This is a genomic window from Blastomonas sp. AAP53 (assembly GCF_000331245.1).
GTDB lineage: Bacteria > Pseudomonadota > Alphaproteobacteria > Sphingomonadales > Sphingomonadaceae > Blastomonas.
In genome coordinates this window covers 66,478-86,018 of sequence record NZ_ANFZ01000004.1, presented here as the reverse complement: position 1 = coordinate 86,018, position 19,541 = coordinate 66,478, and the positions used below count along the sequence as shown (strand labels likewise).

Below are 19,541 nucleotides of genomic sequence, written 5' to 3'. Positions count from 1 at the left end.
TTGAAGCGATGCGAGACCCAGTTTCCGGTTTCCTATCCCCCCGCCTCAAGGAGTTCGTCATGCGCAAGACTCTCGCTATCCTCGCTCTCGTCGCCGCCACGCCGCTGATCGGCCAGGGCATGCAGCTGCCCGGCCAGAAGGACGCGACCCGCGTCACCGCCGGAACCTACAAGACCGACCCCGGCCACTCGCTGATCGGTTGGGAAGTCAACCATTTCGGCTTCAACGACTATTTCGGCATCTTCGGTGATGTCGCAGGCACACTGACCATCGATCCGGCCAACCCCAATGCCGCGACCGTCGATGTCACCATCCCCGTCGGCAAGGTGACCACCGCCAGCTCGGGTCTCACCAGCCACCTGCTGCGCGCGGGCAAGGACGGCGGCAAGCCCGACTTCTTCGGTCCTGCGCCTGCGGACGCGCGCTTCGTGTCGACCAAGGTCGTCGCAACCGGCACCACCGCCAAGATCACCGGCAACCTGACGCTGAACGGCGTGACCAAGGAAGTCGTGCTCGACGCGGAATTCACCGGCGCGGGCGCCAACCCCTTCAACAAGAAGGCCACCGTTGGCTTTGAAGCCGACACCACCATCAAGCGCAGCGACTTCGGCATCAATTACGCGCTGCCGATGGTCAGCGACGAGGTCGAGCTCGACATCAGCGTCGCTTTCGAAAAGCAGTAAGCGCAAGTAGACGTCCTCGGCAAAACCCCTCCCCGGCAGCGCGCCGGGGAGGGTGCCTTGCCCTTACCCACCCCGCTCAGCCTGAGCGGACGCGTGATATTCCCCATCGCGCATTCGCTGCTCACCATTTTTTTGTTGCGCAATTCCGCTCATTCCCGCAATGACGCTGACATTATGACCGGATCGGCCCTCCTTCTTGGACTGCGACTTACACGCCCTTAGGCGTGTACCGACCGTGTGCGCCTCTTTGGCGCGCCACGCCTAAGGGCTTTTTCACCCGCCAGCTACCGCCGCACCGATCACCGGTTGCGCTCCGTGCTGGCCACCCTTAACGCACCATCATTCCAACAGGGGCGCCTCTCAGCCATGCCGATGCTCAACGATCCTTCGCAAAAATACCGACCCTTTCCCCGCGTCGACCTGCCGAACCGGACCTGGCCCGATGCGGTGATCACCGCGCCGCCGCGCTGGCTTTCCACCGACATGCGCGACGGCAACCAGGCGCTGATCGATCCGATGGACGCGGCCAAGAAGCAGCGGTTCTTCGATCTGCTGGTCAAGATCGGCCTCAAGGAGATCGAGGTCGGCTTCCCCTCTGCCGGCGAGACCGAATTCAATTTCATCCGCGGGCTGGTCGATGAGGGCAATATCCCCGCCGACGTCACCGTGCAGGTGCTCACCCAGTCGCGCCGCGACCTGATCGAAAAGACATTCGAGAGCCTGGCGGGCGTCCACCGTGCGATCGTGCACCTGTACAACGCCGTCTCGCCCGCCTGGCGCGAAATCGTGTTCGGGCTCGACCGCGCCGGCGTGAAGGCGATCGCGGTCGAAGGCGCGAACATCCTCAAGGAGCAGGCGGCCAAGTACCCGCAGACCGACTGGCATTTCGAATATTCGCCGGAAACCTTCTCCACCGCCGAACTCGATTTCAGCCTGGAGGTGTGCGAGGCGGTGATGGAGGTGTTGCAGCCGACACCGGAAAAGCCGCTGATCCTCAACCTGCCCGCGACGGTCGAGGCCTCCAGCCCCAATATCTATGCCGACCAGATCGAATGGATGTGCCGCCATATCAGCAAGCGCGATTGCGTGGTGATCAGCCTGCACCCGCACAATGATCGTGGCTCCGGCATTGCCGCGGCCGAACTGGGCCTGATGGCAGGCGCGGACCGCATCGAAGGCTGCCTGTTCGGCAATGGCGAGCGCACCGGCAATGTCGATCTCGTCGCCCTGGGGCTCAACATGTACACGCAGGGCATGCACCCCGGCCTCGATTTCTCGGACATGGACGAGATCGTCAAGACGGTGGAATATTGCAACCAGCTCAAGGTCCCCGAGCGGCACCCTTATGCGGGCGAACTGGTGTTCACCGCGTTCTCGGGCAGCCATCAGGATGCGATCAAGAAGGGCTTTGCCGCGCAAGAGATGCGCAACGACGAATATTGGCAGGTGCCCTATCTGCCGCTCGACCCTGCCGATATCGGGCGGTCGTATGAAGCGGTGATCCGTGTGAATTCGCAAAGCGGCAAGGGCGGCGTCGCCTGGGTGCTCGAGCAGGATCAGGGCCTCAAGCTGCCCAAGCGCCTGCAGGCCGATTTCAGCAAGACCGTGCAGGCGCTGGCCGATGCCAGGAGCATGGAGCTGTCTTCGAGCGACATCTGGCAGGCGTTCCAGACGCGCTATCGGCTCGACGGTGAAGGCAAGTACCGGCTGGTCGATTATGAAGAGCGCAAGGCAGGCAACGACCGGCTGTTCGTCGGACGCATCATCGCGGGCGGCAAGGAAATTCCGGTCAGCGGGCGCGGCAACGGCCTGATCTCGGGCGTGGTCGACGCGCTGTCGGCGGCTTTGGGCATTGCCATCGATATCGCCGATTACCGCGAACACGCGATCGGCGCGGGCTCCAAGGCGCGCGCCGCGGCCTATGTCGAATGCGCGGTCGATGGGCGCTCGCCCTGCTTCGGGGTCGGCGTGGATGAAGACGTCGCGACCGCCTCGATCAAGGCTGTCCTGAGCGCGCTCGAGGAGATTTGATCGCTTAAATCCTCCCCCAGCTTGACTGGGGGAAGGGGACCATCCGAAGGATGGTGGAGGGGCTCTTAGCAACCGTCGGCACAGAGCCCCTCCACCATTCGCTGCGCGAACGGCCCCCCTCCCCGAGCAAGCTCGGGGAGGATTTTGAATGGCCCAAGCCGTTTTCATTCAAAACTTAATCGGATGATTAAGAATGCCTCTGGACACCCCATAAACCTAAGCTAATGTCGCGGGCATGACCATGCCATCACCGCTTTGCGACAAACTGCGCCTGCCCGTCATCGGGTCGCCGCTCTTCATCATTTCCGGCCCCGAGCTCGTCATTGCGCAATGCAAGGCGGGTGTGATCGGATCGTTTCCGGCGCTGAACGCGCGGCCCCAGGCGCAGCTTGACGAATGGCTGCACCAGATCACCGAGGAACTGGCCGAGTACAACCGCGACAACCCTGATGCGCCCGCTGCGCCTTATGCGGTCAACCAGATTGTCCACAAATCGAACGACCGGCTCGAGGCCGACCTGATGACCTGCGCCAAGTGGCAGGTGCCGATGATCATCACCTCGCTGGGCGCGCGCGAAGACCTGAACAAGGCAGTGCACGACTGGGGCGGCATCACCATGCACGACGTCATCAACGACCGCTTCGCCCGCAAGGCGGTCGAAAAAGGAGCGGACGGCCTGATCCCGGTCGCCGCCGGCGCAGGCGGCCATGCCGGCACGATCTCGCCCTTCGCGCTGATGCAGGAAATCCGCCAGTGGTTCACTGGTCCGGTCGCGCTGTCAGGCTCGATCGCCAACGGGGCTGCCATTCTGGCGGCGCAGGCGATGGGAGCGGACTTCGCCTATATCGGCTCGGCCTTCATCGCGACGGCAGAGGCCCGCGCGGACGAGGGCTACAAGAACGGCATCGTCGAAGGCAAGGCTTCGGACATCGTCTATTCGGACCTGTTCACCGGTGTCTCGGGCAATTATCTGCGCCAGTCGATCGTCAATGCCGGGCTCGACCCCGACAACCTGCCCAAGGGCGATTACAGCACGATGAACTTCGGCTCGGGCGGCAACACCGAGGCCAAGGCATGGCGCGACATCTGGGGCAGCGGCCAGGGCATCGGCGCGGTCGATAAGGTCGACACCGTCGCCGACATGGTCGGACGCCTGACCCGCGAATATAACGCCGCCAAGGAATCGCTGCTGGCGCGTTCGAACTACTGATTCGCCAATATCATTGACGGACTGAGCCTCCCCTTCCCTCGCAGGGAAGGGGGACCTCAAAGCGGGCGTTCGGCGCTGACCTCATAGCCTGTGATCGTGCGGTCGTAGATACCGTGCGCAGCGCTGGCAGCGCGCCATTCGGCCATATGCTCGCTGGTGGCATGCGCCTTGAACGCAGCTTCATCCTTCCAGGATTCGCTGACCCGGATCAGCCCGGGCTCCACCACATCGTGCGCAAAGGCGTAATGGCCGCAGCCCGGCTCTGCGCGGCTCAGTTCGATCATCCGCGCCATCGCGGGCTTGACCACGTCAAGCTGATCGACCGGAAAACGATAGAAGCCTGCAATCACGATCATGGCCGATCCCCTCAGATTTCCAGCTGGCTGCCCAGTTCGACCACACGGTTCGACGGCAGGTTGAAGAACTCCATCGGGCTGGCTGAGTTGCGCAGCATCCAGGCGAAGATCTTCTCGCGCCATACAGGCATGCCGGGCCTTTCGGCGGTGAGCAGCGTCTGGCGCGAGAGGAAGAAGCTGGTCTGCAGCATCTCGAACTTGCCACCGCACAGGTCCTTCACGTCCTTGAGCGCAGCAGGCACATCGGTCGACTGCATGAAGCCATAGCGCAGGATCATGCGATAAAAGCCGTGGCCCAGGCTTTCGACATGGAAACGGTTGGCCTCGGTGACATAGGGCACTTCCATGATCTGCACGGTGAGGATGACCACGCGGTCATGGATCACCTTATTGTGCTTCATGTTGTGCAGCAGTGCGGTCGGCACGCCGGTGGTGGCCGACGCCATGAAAATCGCGGTGCCCTTGACCCGGGTGGCCGATCCCTGTGCCGACTTGACGAACACCTCGATCGGCAATGCGCTTTCGATCATCGTCTCGCGCATCAGGTTGCGCCCGCGCGCCCAGGTGGTCAGCAACGTGAAGGTGAACGCACCGATGACCAGAGGGAACCACCCACCATCGGGAATCTTGGTCGCGTTGGCGAGGAAATAGGCGCCATCCACCACGACGAAGGTGACGATGACGGGAATTGCCATCCACAGCTTCCATTTCCACATCGCGATCAGCAGCACCGCCATCAGGCAGGTGTCGATCAGCATCGCACCAGTCACCGCGATGCCATAGGCGGCCGCCAGGTTGCTCGAGCTCTGGAAGGTCAGCACCAGCAGCAGCACCGCGATCATGAGCACCCAGTTGATCAGCGGAATGTAGATCTGGCCGCTTTCCGACGCGCTGGTGTGCTTGATCGACAGGCGCGGGATATAGCCCAGCTGGATCGCCTGGTGGGTGATCGAGAATGCGCCCGAGATGACCGCCTGGCTGGCGATGAACGTCGCACAGGTCGCCAGCAGGACCAGAGGCAGGCGCAGGATATCGGGCGCGAGCAGGAAGAACGGGTTCTTGATCGTCTCAACCGCTACCTCCGGGGTCATGCCGATGATCATCGCGCCCTGGCCGAAATAGTTGATCAGCAGCGCGGGCATGACAAAGCCGAACCAGGACAGGCGCAACGGTCCGCGGCCGAAATGGCCCATGTCCGAATACAGCGCCTCTGCGCCGGTCACCGCCAGCACGACCGAACCCAGCGCCAGGAACGCAAACCAGCCATCGTTGATGAAGAAACGCACCGCGTACCAGGGGTTCAGCGCGAGCAGAATCTGCGGGTTGAAGGCGATCTGATAGACACCGAGCGCCGTGATGGTGGCAAAGTACAATACCATGATCGGCGCAAACAGCGTCCCGATCTTGGCCGTGCCGCGCGACTGGATGAAGAACAGGAAGACAAGCAGGCCGACCGCGATCGGGATGACCAGAGGTTGCAGGCCGGGGTTGACCACAGTCAGCCCCTCGACCGCCGACAGCACCGAAATGGCAGGCGTGATCATGCTGTCGCCGTAGAATAGTGCTGTGGCGAATACCCCGAGCAGGATCAGCAGCCAGCCATAGCTGGTCCGCCCGATGCTGCGCGAGATCAGCGCGACGAGTGCCAGGCTGCCGCCCTGCCCCTTGTTGTCGGCGCGCATCAGGATGCTGACATACTGGACGCCGACGACCAAGGTCATCGACCAGAAGATCAGGCTCACGACACCGAAGATGTGTTCGCGATCAGGGGTGAGCGGATGATGCCCGGCAAAGGTTTCGCGGAAAGCGTAAATCGGGCTGGTGCCGATATCGCCGAAGACGATGCCGATCGCGCCGAACGCCAGCAAAGCCACCGAACTGCTGTGGGTATCAGCGTTGCCCGCCTGCTGCGCGACCTGCTCACCTGCCATGGATCCGGCGGTTTGCGGCTGCGGCGGCGTTTCTGAAGGAGTGTCTGTAATCATCGGGCAGTGTGCGAACGCATGAAGCCAAGGCCGCCTGCGCTCATCGTCCCCTTTCGCCTATCGCCAAATCGGCAATGGCACGCGGATTAGCATGCGCCATGATGCGGTGCAATATAATCGCAAAGGATGGTTTACGGTTGCGATTCAACGGGTTGCGCTGGCCCGTCCGACGGTGGGACTGATCCGGGCATGCCGGGTGCGGGCGCGCCGTTCTGCTGAGCGATCAGGCTATCGATCCGCGCGAGTCGTCCGGTGAGGTCTTCGCGCCATTCCGCCTCGGGCGGCGAACGCTCGAGAAGCTCGGCCCAGATCGTCCGCGCCTGCTGCAATTGACCCGATGTCGCGAGCGCGAGCCCCAGAAAGAACGGGGGGGCCGGATGATCCGGAGCCAGCGTTGCCGCCTTCTGATAGGCAAATTGCGATGCCGGGGTCAGCAGGCCGTTGCTGTGTCCGACCAGCGCATTGCCGAGCGCGACCCACAGGTCGACATCGTCGGGATAGGTCTCGAGGCCTTTGCTGAGCGCTGTGGCGGCCGTGGCGAACTTGCCCTGGCGGCTCTGCGCATCGGCCAGCACCAGCCAGGCGCGGGCATCACCGAAATTGCCGCCCATGCCATCGCGCTGCTTGGCGAGGTCCTCGTCGAACATGCCCAGCTTCTCGACAGGTTCCTTGGGCGATCCGGCAAGCGAGGGCTGGCCCTGCCAGGCATAGCCCGCGATGCCGATGAACAAGGCCGCGCCAGCCAGTTCCCACGCCTTGCGCGGCAGCTTGCCCAGCCAGATCATGCCGGCCATGATGCAAATCGCGACCAGCGCGACGATAACCCAGGCCATCAGCTCTTGTCTCCAGCGGCCCGTGCCCGGCCAAAACGTTTGCGCAGCAGCAGGGCTGCGATCAGCAGCAGCACGATCGGCGCGGCGAACAGCGGCCAGGTCATCGCGGTGACTTGCGGCTCATAGGACACCCAGTCGCCATAACGTTCGATCAGCCACGCGCGGATCGCCTCCGGGTCTTCGCCTGCCTCGATCCGCTGGCGCACCTGATGGCGCATGTCGCCCGCCATCGGCGCGTCCGAGTCGGCAATCGACTGACTCTGGCAGGTCAGGCAGCGCAAGGTCATCATCAGATCCTGCGCGGACTTTTCCTTGGCGGGGTCATCGAGCTGCTTGTAGGCATAAGGCGCGGGCGGGAGCGTGTCCTGGGCTGATGCGGGAACCATGAAGGCCGCAACGAACATGATAAGCAATACCCTCACCGCGTTCCCGAGCGAAGTCGAGGGACGTGCGCGCAACCGCTGCGAAAGGTCCCTCGACACGCTCGGGACAGACGGATGAGGGGCGCAAACAGCGTGCACGATCACTGCGCTTCCTTCAGCTTCTGCAGGATCATGGGCACGTGCTCGGGCCGGATATCGCCGATATGCTGGTAGCGAATGATACCCTTGCCATCGATGACGAACGTCTCGGGCACACCCGAAGAGCCCAGATCGAACTGGATCTTGCTGACATCGTCCGCGCCGATGCGCGCGTAGGGGTTGCCGTTGCGCGCCAGGAACGCCTGCACATCGGGCGACCGATCGCGGATGGCAACGCCGTAGATCGGAACCCCGGCATCGGCGAGCTGCTGCAGATACGGCGCTTCGGCCACGCACGGCACGCACCAGCTGGCAAAGACGTTGAGCAGCTTGGGCTTGCCATCGGCAAAGTCCGCACGAGCGACCGCCGGGCGATCCGGCACCGCCTGCGGTAGGTCGAAATCGGGCAATGGCTTGCCGATCATCTGCGACACGATCGTCCGGTCCCCCGGCGCGATCAGCCCCGATGCAAACACCGCAAACAGCACGCCGAACAGCGCCAGCGGCAACCAGATGGCCCAATGCTTCATGCCAGCGCCTCACGGCCTCCGGCGGGAGTCGGCTCAGCGGGCTCGGCCAGCGGTTCGAACTCGGGCTGGTCCTTGCGACGACGATCGCGCGAAGTGCGTCCGACCAGCGCCAGGATGCCGCCCAAGCCGATCATCAATCCGCCATACCAGATCAACGGCACGAACGGCTTCCACCACAGGCGCAGCTGCCAGCGGCCATCTTCGCCCTCTTCACCCAGCACGACATAGAGCTGCCCGTTCCAGCGAGTCAGCAGTGCCGCTTCGTTGGTCGCGGTCGGCGGCGATGAGAACATGCGCGACTGCGGAGCCAGAACGGTCTGCACATTGCTGTCGCCATAGCGCGCGACCAGCCTTGCCTCCAGCGCGGTCCAGTTGGCCCCTGCCACCGGCTTGACGCCCTGCAGTTCGATGTTCCAGGGGCCCACCTTGTGGCTCTGGCCGAACTCGCTGGCCACCAGCTTTTCGGTGTTGAACGCGCTTTCCGACGCCATGCCGGCGAGCGCCACCGCGATTCCCAGGTGCGCGATCACCATGCCGTAAATGTGCGCTGGTGTGCGCCGCAAATTGCGCTTCCACAGCGGCAGCACGCTCGCGATCGCAAGGCCTGCGGCAAACACCAGCCCCAGCAGCGGCAGCAGATTGATATCGCCTGCAAACACCACCACCAGCGCCAGTGCGGCGGCGGCGGCCAGCGCGGGCGCGGCCATCAGGTTGGTGAGCTTGCGGCCATTGTCCGACCGCCAGCGCATCAGCGGGCCGGCGGCCATGATGATGAGCATCGGGAAGACGAAGATCGCGCTCACCGGATTGAAATAGGGCGGGCCCACCGAAACCTTGGTGCCGAACGCTTCGGTCACCAGCGGATAGAGCGTGCCCATCAGCACGATGCCCAGCACGCCGACGAGCAGCACGTTGTTCATCACCAGCGCGCCTTCGCGGCTGAACAGATGGAAGCGCGCGCCTTCGGTCACAGTCGAGGCACGCAGCCCGAACAGCGCCAGTGCGCCGCCGATATAGATCGCCAGCAAGGCCAGGATGAAGCTGCCACGCTCCGGGTCGACCGCAAAGGCATGCACGCTGGTCAGAATGCCCGAGCGCACCAGGAAGGTACCGACCATCGACATCGAGAACGCAACCACCGCGAGCATCACCGTCCAGGCTTTCAGCGCATTGCGCGTCGCGAGCACGCTCACGGAGTGGAGCAGCGCAGTCGCCGCGAGCCACGGCATCAGCGAGGCGTTCTCGACAGGATCCCAAAACCACCAGCCGCCCCAGCCGAGCTCGTAATAGGCCCACCACGATCCTGCGGTGATGCCGAGCGTCAGGAAAATCCATGCGCCCATCACCCAGGGCCGCATCGCACGGGCAAAGGCCGGGCCGACATCGCGGGTGACCAGCGCGCCGATGGCGAACGAGAACGCGATCGAAAGCCCGACATAGCCGATGTAGAGCGTCGGCGGATGGAAGGCGAGGCCGGGGTCCTGCAGCAGCGGGTTGAGGCCATTGCCCTCCACTGGCGCGGGATTCAGCCGCTCGAACGGGTTCGAGGAGAACAGCATGAAGGCGTAGAAGCCAAGGCTCACAAACGCCTGGCCCGCCAGCGTCGCTACCATCGTGCGCTCGTTGAGCCGCCGTTCGAGCAGGGCGACAAAGCTGCCCGCCAGCCCCATCACGGTCACCCACAGCAGCATCGAGCCTTCATGGTTGCCCCAGGCTCCCGCCACCTTGTAGATGATCGGCTTGAGCGAATGGCTGTTGGCCGCGACCAGCTTGACCGACAGGTCGGTGCGCAGGAACAGCACGATGAGCAGCGCGAAGGCGGTGGCCACCAGCAACCCCTGCACCACCGCAATCGGGCGGATCGCACGCAGGAATTCTGCGCCGCGCGCGGTCAGCGCATAGCTGCCCAGCCCCAGTTGAAGTACCGCCAGAGCAGCGGCAAGCCACAGCAGCGCAAGCGCGATTTCCGCAATCATGGCTGCTGCACCGTACCCGCTACCTCTTTGACATCCGCCTTGGTCATGTCGCGCATCTCGCGCGGCACGTAATTCTCGTCATGCTTGGCGAGCAGGTTGTCGGCGACGAAGAAGCCGGCCTTGTCCATGCGGCCTTCGGCAACAACGCCCGAGCCTTCTACGAACAGGTCGGGGGTAATGCCGGTGAAGCGGACCGGAACGGTACCCTTGCCGTCCTCGACAATGAAATCGATGGTCACGCCATCGGCACGGGTCTTGATCGATCCGGTCTGCACCATGCCACCAAGGCGGATCGCCTGGCCCGGCTCGACGCCCTTTTCTGCGATGTCGCCTGGGGTATAGAAATAGCTCGCCTGATCGCGCAGCGCATAAGCCGCAATCAGCCCGGCGGCGATCAGGCCGACAAAGGCGATGCAGATCAGTACGAGACGCTGGTGCTTGGCTTTCATCGGGCTGGGCATTGGGAAATGTGTCCGGTTCACTTGCGCTTGAGCGCATCAAGCCGCGCTTCTGCGCGGCGCAATGCGACCCAGCAATAGCCGATCAGGCCAATTGTGCCACTGATCCCGAGCGCATAGGACAAAATGACATAGGTCCACTGGGTCATGCCGCTGCCAGCCTGCGCATCCGCGCCTCGATGCGGATATCGGCGAGCAGGGTGCGCATGCGCATCAGCACGATGGCGCCGAAGATCAGCGAAAATCCGATGACGGCCATGCCCAGCGGCCACAGGAACGCCGGATCAATGGCCGACTTGCCCATGGTGATGCTGGCCGGCTGGTGCAGGCTGTTCCACCATACGACCGAGCGGTTGATGATCGGCACGTTGACCGCGCCGACAAGCCCGAAGATCGCGGCGACCCGGCCCGCACCGGTGCGCCCGGCGGCGGCATCCTTCTGGCTGGCATCGGCGAGCGCCATATAGCCGAGGTACAGGAACAGCAGCACGAGCATCGAGGTCAGCCGCCCGTCCCACACCCACCAGGTGCCCCAGGTCGGCCGCGCCCAGATCGAACCGGTGGCCAGGCAGATCGCGCAGAAAAAGGCGCCAGGCAGGGCTGACGCGCGCGCAGCGATTCCCGCCAGCGGGTGCCGCCAGACAAGTTCGACCAGGCTGGCGATGGCAATGCTGGTCCATCCAGCCATGCCCAGCCATGCGGCGGGCACGTGAATGTACAGGATTCGCACCGTTTCGCCCATCAACCGGTCTGCAGGCGCGTTGAACAGGCCCAGGAACAGGCCAGTGGCGACCATGATCACACCCGTGACCATCAGCGCCGGAGTCAGCGGACGGGCTATCGACAGAAAGCGCGTAGGATTGGCAAAACCGTGCATGAGCAAAAGTGCGTCAGCTTCCTTGCGCCGAGGCATATCGGCGTCGTCCCTTGTTGCCACGATGCTGGCACAGCCTCAAGGGAATTTGCGTGATGGGAGATGCAGATATTCCGCTGAACCCCTCTCCGCTCATCCAGCGCAGCCCGTGTCGTCGGAAGCCGCGCGGCCACGCTGTCCGTGTAGCGGGGCCTTCGACAGGCTCAGGCTAAGCGGAGGTGTTAGCGAGAAACAATAACCGTGACTCAACCGCGCCCGATCAGCTTTTGCGCCATGCGGTCGGCCACGGTCGCCGGGGATTCGCCGGTCGTGCGGCTTTCCTGCCAGATGCCGGTCAGGCGCTGCGGGATGCCGGTGAGACGCGCGTGCACCTCTGCCACCTGCGCGGCGCGGCCTTCGGCTTGCGCGAAATATTCCAAAGCGACCGAGATGATGCCGCCTGCATTGATCACGTAATCGGGGGCATAAAGAATGTCGCGGTCGATCAGCATGTCGCCATGGTGCGGGCGCGCCAGCTGGTTGTTCGCGCCGCCGGCAACGATACCGACGTTGAGCTTTTCGATGCTTTCCGAATCGAGGACCGCACCCAGCGCATTCGGGCTGAACACGTCCGCCTCCACCTGCATGATGCGATCGGCGGGCACGGTTTCAGCGCCCAGTTCGTCGGCCAGCGTCTGAGCGCGCTCTGCGTTCACATCCGCCAGAATCAGCTTTGCGCCTTCTGCCGCCAGCAGCCGGGCGAGTCCGCCGCCGACGCTGCCGGTTCCCTGCACCGCGACCCGAACATCTTTCAGCCGGTCACTGCCCAGCTTGAACGCGACGGCCGCCTTGACGCCCAGGAAGATGCCCTTGGCGGTGAACGGACCCGGGTCGCCGCCTGCGGAATTCGCATCCTGCACCGGCAGGCCAGAGACGAACCTGGTGCGCTGGCTGATCGCGACCATGTCGGCATCCGACATGCCGATATCTTCGGCAGTCACGTAACGCCCGCCCAGCGCCTCGATGGCGTCACCGAACGCGGCGAGCATCTCGGGGGTCTTGCGGTTGTCGCTGTCTGCCAGAATAACTGCCTTGCCGCCGCCCATCGGCAGGCCGGCCATCGCGTTCTTGTAGCTCATGCCGCGCGACAGGCGCAGCGCGTCGGTGACGGCGCGGCCCTTGTCGGCATAATGCCAGAAGCGCGTGCCGCCGCCTGCGGGGCCCAGCTTGGTCGAATGGATGGCGATGATCGCCGAAAGACCCGATGCGCGGTCGTGCACATACTGCACGGCCTCGTGCTCATCAAAGTCCGGCAGATCCCAATAGCTTTGCACGCGCCCGTCTCCCCCGGCTGGTCATGACGCGGCGGAGGCTGGAAAGCCTCGATTTCAAGGGCAGATGGGGCGACCGAGGGGTCTCGAACCCCCGACCTCCGGTACCACAAACCGGCGCTCTAACCAACTGAGCTACGGTCGCCACACACTGCACACGCCACGCGGAGGCGCTCCTTAGGAGCGCGTGGCAACGATCGTCAAGCGACGATTGAAGGCGCTCGCTATCTTACAAATCAGGGCTGCAATGCAAGGGGAAATGAGGATCAATCGTCATCAAAACGAAATTAAATTAGCAGCCGCCTCAAGGCTCGCCAACCCTGCGCGAAATGATCCGTGCCGGGGTCAGCTGCGCATCGAGCAGGCTGGTCTGCCGCCAACGGCTTTCGCCCTGGGCGATCACCAGATCCAGCTCGAACCAACGGCTGACGATCTGCGGCTGCGATTCGATCTCTGGCCCGAAGGTCTGCGATTGCAGCGCCAGCGGCCGCCAGAAGTCCGCGATCCGCGCATAGCCCAGCGGCGGACGCTCCGCGATCAGGCTGCGCGCGCGGTCGAGCGGGATCTTGCCGGGGGCGAGCATCATGATCAGCGGGGCCTGTTCGGGCAACAACGTGTTGACGTTGATCGGCGAGAGCACCGCATCGGGCAGCGCACAGATCCACGGCTCCAGCCGGGCGTACAGTTGCGGCGTCATGCCCCGCAGTGCCTGCACCTCACCCTTGTCGCCCAGCAGCCTCCCGGCGGTGCGATACGGCTGGTCCTGCTGGCTGTAGAACTGGTCTTCGGCTCCGGCTGGCAAGGGCTGCTGGTCGGTATCGATCCAGTCGGCCAGCGCATCGGCCAGCCCGCGGGCCTCGTCGGATGCCACGCCCAGCGCCTGCATCAGCCCGGCGAACTGACCGATGCCGACGGGCCGCGCGGCCAGACTGCCCGGCTCGCCTTCGACCACCGAGTTGAGGTTGAAACAGTTGCCGCCATCGCGCACGGTGGCGGTCACGATGGCGCCCGTGCCGTCATCGATCGGCAGCACCATGGGCGCGCCGATCCAGCCGCCGGCATTCACCGTTCGCGCAGGGCTGAGGTCCAGCTGTCGCTTGATCTGGCGCGCTGCCAGGCTTTCGGCACCCAATGCGACAAAGCGGGCGCGGTCGGCAGCGTCGGCATTGCCCGCCAGCCGCACCGCAAGGTTCACCCGGTCGAGAATCAGCGTGGTGACGATCGCCATCACCGCGACCAGCAGCAGCACGCTGAGCAAGGCGATCCCGCGTTCGGACCGGGCGATGCGGAGACGTGGCGCGCTCATGCCCCGCCGCCTGCGACGAGGAACTGCAGCACCAGCGGTCGCGCTGCGTTGCCGGTCTGCACGAGAGTCAGTTCAACTGCGATCGGCAGTTCGTCGGTACGCTGGGGTCGCCAGTCCGCCTGCCACACGCCCTGCCTGTCGCGAAACCGCAGCCTCGCCGAAGCGATTCCCTCGAGGATCTGAACACCGGCCTGGGTCGTCGCGCCATCGGCCTTGGGTGCGATCGCGCGCGTCAGCCTGCCATCGCTCACCGACCACTCGACCCTCTGAAGGCTGGAGCTGCCGGGCTGCGGGTCGATCTGCGGCACCTGCCGCGAAAAGCCGAGCAACAGGCCATCGCCGCTCATCAGGGCGACCCGGTCACTGCCGGCAGCATCGCGCGACGGGCGCGGCAGCATCAGCGTCATGTCCTGCGCCATGATGGCGGAAAACCGGCGGATATCGCCCATCTCTTCCAGCCGCACCGCGCTGCGCGCCTCGGCCTCGACGGTCTGGCGGAGCAGCAGCACCGATGCGCTGGCGATCATGCCGAAGATGAACAATGCAACCATCATCTCGACAAGGGTGAAGCCATTTGGGCGTGCCGAGGCACTTACCTCTCCGCGTCCCCGAGCGAAGTCGAGGGGCGCATGCGCAACGTCCCTCGACGTCTCGGCCCTGCCGAGAAGTGTATCCCGAGCGGCTGGCTTGCCAGCCAGCCGAGGGGTTCGGGACAAACCGAGGTGGGTCAGATCGTGGCTCACAACACCGGCCTGATCACGCTGAGCGTCACCTCTGGCCCGGCCGCCTGCTTCACAGCGACATCGACCTTGAGCAGTTCACCGCCTTCCATCACGGTCGTCGTGCGCCGCCAGGTGAAATTGCGCCCCGCATTGGTGGCCGAACCCTGGCTATCGCCGAGCGGAGGCGGGTTGGGGTCGGTCAACGCCTCGACCGCCAGATTGCGCACCATGATCTCGCTGTACAGGCGGCTGTCGAGCTCTGCGGTCTGCATCAGGCTGGCCCCCTGCAGCTTGATCAGCGCCAGCGCCGCGATCGAGAATACCGCCAGCGCGACCAGCATTTCGAGCAGGCTGAAACCGGTCTGGCCGGAGGTGGATCGGGGGTGCCGCCGCATGGGCGATCATTTAGCCGCCAATCCCTTGCCGCGCCAGCCGTTTGCGCCTTGAGCGCGCTGCGCTTGCTGGCTATCTGGGGGGCAGGCAATGGCTGCGATGCGAATGGGGACGATGAGCGACAGCGAGACCGCCAGCAACCAGTGCAATATCGCCGCGCTGATGACGATTCCGGGCATCCAGAAGGTGCCGACGCCGCGCATGGAGCTGTTCATCCTGCGCAATTTTCTTTCGGCAGAGGAATGCGCGCGCTTTGTCGCCAAGATCGATGCCGACCGCCGCCCTTCGACCATCGCCGACCCGAATGGCGACCATTATTTCCGTACCTCCGAAACGTGCGACATGCGCGGCGATGACCCCGACGTCATCGCGCTCGACCAGCGGTTGAGTGCACTGTCGGGCATCGACCTGCCGTTCGGCGAGACGATGCAGGGCCAGCGTTATGCCGTGGGGCAGGAGTTCAAGGCGCATACCGACTATTTCGAGCCGGGCGGCGAGGACTTCGAACGGTTCACGAGCGTTGCGGGGCAACGGACCTGGACGTTCATGATCTATCTCAACGAGCCGATCGCAGGCGGCGCAACGCGGTTCAAGACCATCGGCAAGTCGATCCAGCCCGAGACCGGAAAGTTGGTCGCCTGGAATAACCGGCGGCCCGATGGCAGCCTGAACCCTGCCACCATCCACCATGGCATGAAGGTGCGCGAGGGGACGAAGTACGTCATCACCAAATGGTACCGCGAAAGACCCTGGGGCTGGTGACGACCGCCGGCTATCGCCCCGGCCCTGCCATGCTGGTGACCGCGGCCTTTATCGGCCCCGGCACGGTCACCGCGTGCGCCAGCGCAGGGATCGGCTTTGGCTATGCCTTGCTGTGGGCACTGGTGTTCGCAACAATTGCCACGATCATTTTGCAGAACATGGCAGCGCGCGTGGCGATCGTGACCAGCCAGGGGCTGGCCGAGGCGACGCTGGCCGCTGCCCCCAGCCCGCCCGTGCGATGGGCGATGGCAGCGCTGATCTTCGCTGCGCTCGCCATCGGCAATTCGGCCTATCAGGCGGGCAATATCAGCGGCACCGGGCTGGGGCTGGCGCTGCTGGGGATGGGTGACGACACGCTCGCAGCACCGCTGCGTGCGCTGGCGGTCGGAGCATTGGCGGCCATACTGGTGATCATCGGCAAGCCTGCCTGGCTTGAAAAGCTGCTGATTGCGCTGGTGCTGGCGATGTCGCTGGCGTTCATCGGCGGGCTGGCGGTGATCGATGTCGACTGGAGCGCCGCTGCGCGCGGGCTGATCCCCAGCCTGCCCAGCGCCAGCGTGTTCACCGCGATCGCGCTGATCGGGACGACCGTGGTGCCGTACAACCTGTTCCTTCATGCAGCGTCGGTGCGCAGCCAGTTCAGCGCGGACCGCGCGGGGCTGGCGGCGTCCAATAGGGACACCGCCGTCTCGGTGACACTGGGCGGATTGCTCTCGATGGCCGTGGTGATCATGGGCGCCGCCACCGCCGCGATGCAAGGCACCGGCGCCGGCCCGCTCGACGATGTTGCGCTGCGACTGGAGGCGCTGTTCGGATCGTCCGCCCGGATTGTCTTCGCGCTGGGGCTGGTCGGCGCCGGGTTCAGTTCCGCGCTCACCGCGCCGCTTGCCACCGGCTATGTGCTCGCCGAGATGCTGGGGAGCAGCGGCAATCCAGAGCGTCGCACGCGCATCTTCAAGCGCACCGCGCTGGCGGTGATCGCCATCGGCACGGTGTTCGCCGTCTTCTCGGTCAATCCGGTCGAGCTGATTCTGATCGCACAGTCGGCCAACGGGCTGTTGCTGCCGATCCTCGCCGCCTTCCTTCTGTGGGTTGCCTCGCGCCGTGCCAGCCTGGGGGCGCTTGCCAACGGCCCGCTAGCAAACGTGGCGGGCGCTGTAGTGGTGCTAGTGTGCACGGGGCTCGGGCTCCGGCTGATCCTACGCGCTGCGGGCGTGTGGCCATGACCGGCTGGATCGATCTCAACGCCGATCTGGGCGAGGAGCCGGATGAGCAGCGCCGCGACATCGCGCTGATGCAGCACATATCGAGCTGCAACATCGCCTGCGGCGGCCATGCCGGCGACGAGCAGAGCATGGCGGTGATGCTGCGCGCCGCGCGCGATGCCGGGGTGGCAGCAGGCGCGCACCCCTCCTACCCTGATCGTGCAGGCTTTGGCCGGACCTCGCTCGCCATCCCCCTGCCCGATCTGATCGAGTCGCTGGTCGCACAGGTGCGCGCGCTGCAGGCCATCGCACGGGCCGAAAGCATTCCCCTCACCCACATCAAGCCGCACGGCGCGCTGTACAACGACCTGGCCGACCGGCCCGAGTTGGCGCTGTCAGTCACAGGCGCGCTGCACACCGCCTTCCCGCAGCTAGCGCAGGTTGGTCTTGCGCACGGCGCGGGCGATGCGGCCGCACAAGCCGTGGGCGCGCGCTTCATCCCGGAGGGCTTTGTCGATCGGGGCTATACGCCCGCGCGCCGCCTGATCCCGCGCAACGCCCCAGGCGCGCTGATCACAGGCGACGATGCCCGCGCTGCCCAGGCGATCGCCATCGCCACCGGCCAGCCGCTGCGCGCACAGGACGGCAGCCTGATCCATGTTATGGCGCAAACCTTGTGCATCCATTCCGACAGTCCCGGATCGGAACAAACCGCTTTGCGGATCGCTGGGGAGATGGCAATCATAGGCATCACGATAAGAGCACCCGGAGAGATGCCCGATGTCCCAGCCGATCTTCTGCGCCGATGACTGGCTGATGATCCAGGCGCTGCCGCCCGATCGGGTCGCAGCCTTGGCGATGGCGGCAGAGGCGCAGGGCTGGGATGATATCGTGCCGGGGTTGGATAGCCTGTCGCTCAGCTGGAACCCGCAGCAACGCACGCTCGATGCCGCGAAAACGACCGCGCTCGCCCTGCTCGAAGGCAACAGTGAAGACACCGCTTCGGCCAGCCCTTCAGCGGCGACGCTGCACATCTGCTACGAACAGCCCTGGGCGCATGATGCCGATATCGTCGCCGAACTGCTGGGCCTGACGACCGATGCGCTGCCCGCGTGGCACATGGCGCAGGACTGGCGGGTCGCCATGCTGGGCTTTCAGCCGGGTTTTGCCTATCTGGTGTGCGACGCTACAACGCCTGATATCCCGCGCCTGTCCGACCCGCGCGCGCATGTCGAGGCTGGGTCGGTCGGGCTGCTGGGCCAGCATTGCGGGCTGTATCCGCATGCAGGGCCCGGCGGGTGGCCGATCATCGGGCGGATCGCCGAGACCCTTTTCGATGCGCATGCGCCTTCGCCTGCCCTGCTCAAGGCCGGGCAACCGGTGCGCTTCGAGCGGATCGATTCGAGCGAGCTAACCCGGCGGACGGGGGGCGCGGCATGAGCATCACCGTCATCAAGGCCGGGCTGCAGTCGAGCATTCAGGCAGGACCGTTCCGTTCGTTGCGCCGACTGGCCGTGCCATCGGGCGGCGCAGCCGATACCCTGAGCCTTGCGCTCGCCAACCGGCTGGTGGGCAAGCCTTATGATGCTGCCGCGATCGAGATCACGCTGGGGCCGGCAGAATTTCGCGCCGACCACGCCATGGCGGTGGCTGTCACCGGCGCCCCCTGTCAGGTCGAGATCAACGGCGAAGAGGCCGAGCCGCACCACACGCTCCAGCTCAAGGCGGGCGACACCATCTCCATCGGCCGGGTCTGGGCGGGATGCCGGGTCTATCTGGCGCTGTCCGCGCCGATCGCGCTCGCCCCTGTCCTGGGGTCGCAATCCACGCTGATCGGAGCCGGCTTTGGCGGGATGGAAGGCCGCGCACTGGCTGATGGCGATGTCATCCCGACCGACCATGGCGACACCATTGTCGCAGACCTCGTGACACCGGCCGAACTGCAACCCTTTTTCGGGCACGGCTTCGTGCTGCGCGTGGTGGCGGGGCCGGAAAGCGAGCGGCTGGCGCTGGGCATGGCGGCACTGGCGCGCAAGCGCTGGCGCGTGTCGTCACGCTCCAGCCGCATGGGGCTGAAACTGCAGGGTACGGCGATCGACCTCAATTCCGCAGCGCCGATCCGCAGCGGCGCGGTCTTCCCCGGCATCATCCAGTGCCCGCCCGATGGCATGCCGTACCTGATCGGCTGCGAAGGCCAGACCACCGGCGGCTATCCCCGCATCGGCCAGGTCATCCGGGCCGACCGCCACCTGATCGGCCAGCTGGCACCCAATGCGACGATGCTGCTGGTGCCGGTCCAGCCAGAACAGGGCGAGCAGATCCACGCGGAAAAGATCGGGCTGTGGGCCGAATGGTTGCCCGGCCTGGCGCTCGCCTGACAGACCTC

General features: G+C 65.0%; 21 protein-coding genes and 1 tRNA gene. 8 read left to right on the top strand and 14 right to left on the bottom strand.

The window, feature by feature from the left end:
• Positions 1 to 59: 59 nt before the first annotated feature.
• From D618_RS0102175 to D618_RS0102165, 3 genes are all read left to right on the top strand, one after another.
• Positions 60 to 683, top strand: a complete 624-nt coding sequence (locus D618_RS0102175) for a YceI family protein (protein WP_017669843.1) — start codon at positions 60 to 62, stop codon at positions 681 to 683.
• Positions 684 to 1,049: 366 nt separating this feature from the next.
• A complete protein-coding gene (gene leuA / locus D618_RS0102170; RefSeq protein WP_017669842.1) occupies positions 1,050 to 2,714 on the top strand; it encodes a 2-isopropylmalate synthase in 1,665 nt (554 codons plus the stop codon).
• A 235-nt stretch (positions 2,715 to 2,949) separates the two neighbouring features.
• The gene (locus D618_RS0102165) at positions 2,950 to 3,924 is read left to right on the top strand and encodes a nitronate monooxygenase family protein (protein WP_017669841.1); all 975 of its coding nucleotides are present in this window, start codon (positions 2,950 to 2,952) and stop codon (positions 3,922 to 3,924) included.
• A gap of 56 nt (positions 3,925 to 3,980) precedes the next feature.
• Here D618_RS0102165 and D618_RS0102160 read toward each other — a convergent pair whose 3' ends face one another.
• The 14 genes from D618_RS0102160 to gspI all read right to left on the bottom strand — a co-directional run bounded on the left by D618_RS0102160 (position 3,981) and on the right by gspI (position 15,190).
• Positions 3,981 to 4,280, bottom strand: a complete 300-nt coding sequence (locus D618_RS0102160; RefSeq protein ID WP_017669840.1) for a putative quinol monooxygenase — start codon at positions 4,278 to 4,280, stop codon at positions 3,981 to 3,983.
• Positions 4,281 to 4,291: 11 nt separating this feature from the next.
• A complete protein-coding gene (locus tag D618_RS0102155) occupies positions 4,292 to 6,211 on the bottom strand; it encodes a potassium transporter Kup (RefSeq protein WP_017669839.1) in 1,920 nt (639 codons plus the stop codon).
• A gap of 185 nt (positions 6,212 to 6,396) precedes the next feature.
• On the bottom strand, positions 6,397 to 7,098 hold the full coding sequence (locus D618_RS0102150) for a tetratricopeptide repeat protein (RefSeq protein WP_017669838.1): 702 nt from the start codon (positions 7,096 to 7,098) through the stop codon (positions 6,397 to 6,399).
• Positions 7,098 to 7,502, bottom strand: coding sequence for a cytochrome c-type biogenesis protein (locus tag D618_RS0102145; RefSeq protein ID WP_017669837.1), 405 nt, complete (start codon positions 7,500 to 7,502; stop codon positions 7,098 to 7,100). Before D618_RS0102145 ends, D618_RS0102150 begins: the two co-directional genes overlap by 1 nt.
• Before the next feature lie 119 nt (positions 7,503 to 7,621).
• Entirely contained in the window at positions 7,622 to 8,149 is a 528-nt protein-coding gene (locus tag D618_RS0102140) for a DsbE family thiol:disulfide interchange protein (protein WP_017669836.1), read from the bottom strand.
• A complete protein-coding gene (locus D618_RS0102135; RefSeq protein WP_017669835.1) occupies positions 8,146 to 10,125 on the bottom strand; it encodes a heme lyase CcmF/NrfE family subunit in 1,980 nt (659 codons plus the stop codon). Before D618_RS0102135 ends, D618_RS0102140 begins: the two co-directional genes overlap by 4 nt.
• A complete protein-coding gene (gene ccmE / locus D618_RS0102130; protein WP_026091189.1) occupies positions 10,122 to 10,574 on the bottom strand; it encodes a cytochrome c maturation protein CcmE in 453 nt (150 codons plus the stop codon). The genes D618_RS0102135 and ccmE overlap by 4 nt, the downstream gene beginning before the upstream one ends.
• 29 nt (positions 10,575 to 10,603) lie before the next feature.
• Entirely contained in the window at positions 10,604 to 10,732 is a 129-nt protein-coding gene (locus D618_RS20115; RefSeq protein WP_017669833.1) for a hypothetical protein, read from the bottom strand.
• Positions 10,729 to 11,460, bottom strand: coding sequence for a heme ABC transporter permease CcmC (ccmC, locus tag D618_RS0102120; protein WP_017669832.1), 732 nt, complete (start codon positions 11,458 to 11,460; stop codon positions 10,729 to 10,731). The genes D618_RS20115 and ccmC overlap by 4 nt, the downstream gene beginning before the upstream one ends.
• A 242-nt stretch (positions 11,461 to 11,702) precedes the next feature.
• Complete coding sequence (locus D618_RS0102115; protein WP_017669831.1) at positions 11,703 to 12,770, bottom strand: Glu/Leu/Phe/Val dehydrogenase dimerization domain-containing protein; 1,068 nt, start codon at positions 12,768 to 12,770, stop codon at positions 11,703 to 11,705.
• 65 nt (positions 12,771 to 12,835) lie between these two features.
• Positions 12,836 to 12,912 (bottom strand) — tRNA-His (locus D618_RS0102110).
• A 159-nt stretch (positions 12,913 to 13,071) separates the two neighbouring features.
• On the bottom strand, positions 13,072 to 14,073 hold the full coding sequence (gene gspK, locus D618_RS0102105) for a type II secretion system minor pseudopilin GspK (RefSeq protein WP_017669830.1): 1,002 nt from the start codon (positions 14,071 to 14,073) through the stop codon (positions 13,072 to 13,074).
• A complete protein-coding gene (gene gspJ, locus D618_RS17450) occupies positions 14,070 to 14,816 on the bottom strand; it encodes a type II secretion system minor pseudopilin GspJ (protein WP_255342546.1) in 747 nt (248 codons plus the stop codon). Before gspJ ends, gspK begins: the two co-directional genes overlap by 4 nt.
• Positions 14,813 to 15,190, bottom strand: coding sequence for a type II secretion system minor pseudopilin GspI (gene gspI / locus D618_RS0102095; protein ID WP_017669828.1), 378 nt, complete (start codon positions 15,188 to 15,190; stop codon positions 14,813 to 14,815). The genes gspJ and gspI overlap by 4 nt, the downstream gene beginning before the upstream one ends.
• Positions 15,191 to 15,302: 112 nt before the next feature.
• Between gspI and D618_RS0102090 the strand changes: the two genes are divergently transcribed.
• Genes D618_RS0102090 through D618_RS17440 form a run of 5 tightly spaced genes read left to right on the top strand, consistent with a single transcriptional unit; the run spans position 15,303 to position 19,533 of the window.
• Entirely contained in the window at positions 15,303 to 15,950 is a 648-nt protein-coding gene (locus D618_RS0102090; RefSeq protein ID WP_017669827.1) for a 2OG-Fe(II) oxygenase, read from the top strand.
• Positions 15,920 to 17,176, top strand: coding sequence for a divalent metal cation transporter (locus D618_RS0102085; RefSeq protein ID WP_017669826.1), 1,257 nt, complete (start codon positions 15,920 to 15,922; stop codon positions 17,174 to 17,176). Before D618_RS0102090 ends, D618_RS0102085 begins: the two co-directional genes overlap by 31 nt.
• Entirely contained in the window at positions 17,173 to 17,964 is a 792-nt protein-coding gene (locus D618_RS0102080) for a 5-oxoprolinase subunit PxpA (RefSeq protein ID WP_017669825.1), read from the top strand. Before D618_RS0102085 ends, D618_RS0102080 begins: the two co-directional genes overlap by 4 nt.
• A complete protein-coding gene (locus tag D618_RS18885) occupies positions 17,936 to 18,595 on the top strand; it encodes a carboxyltransferase domain-containing protein (RefSeq protein ID WP_017669824.1) in 660 nt (219 codons plus the stop codon). The genes D618_RS0102080 and D618_RS18885 overlap by 29 nt, the downstream gene beginning before the upstream one ends.
• Positions 18,592 to 19,533 (top strand): biotin-dependent carboxyltransferase family protein, encoded by a 942-nt coding sequence (locus tag D618_RS17440; protein ID WP_017669823.1) that lies wholly within the window; start codon positions 18,592 to 18,594, stop codon positions 19,531 to 19,533. Before D618_RS18885 ends, D618_RS17440 begins: the two co-directional genes overlap by 4 nt.
• Positions 19,534 to 19,541 lie beyond the last annotated feature (8 nt).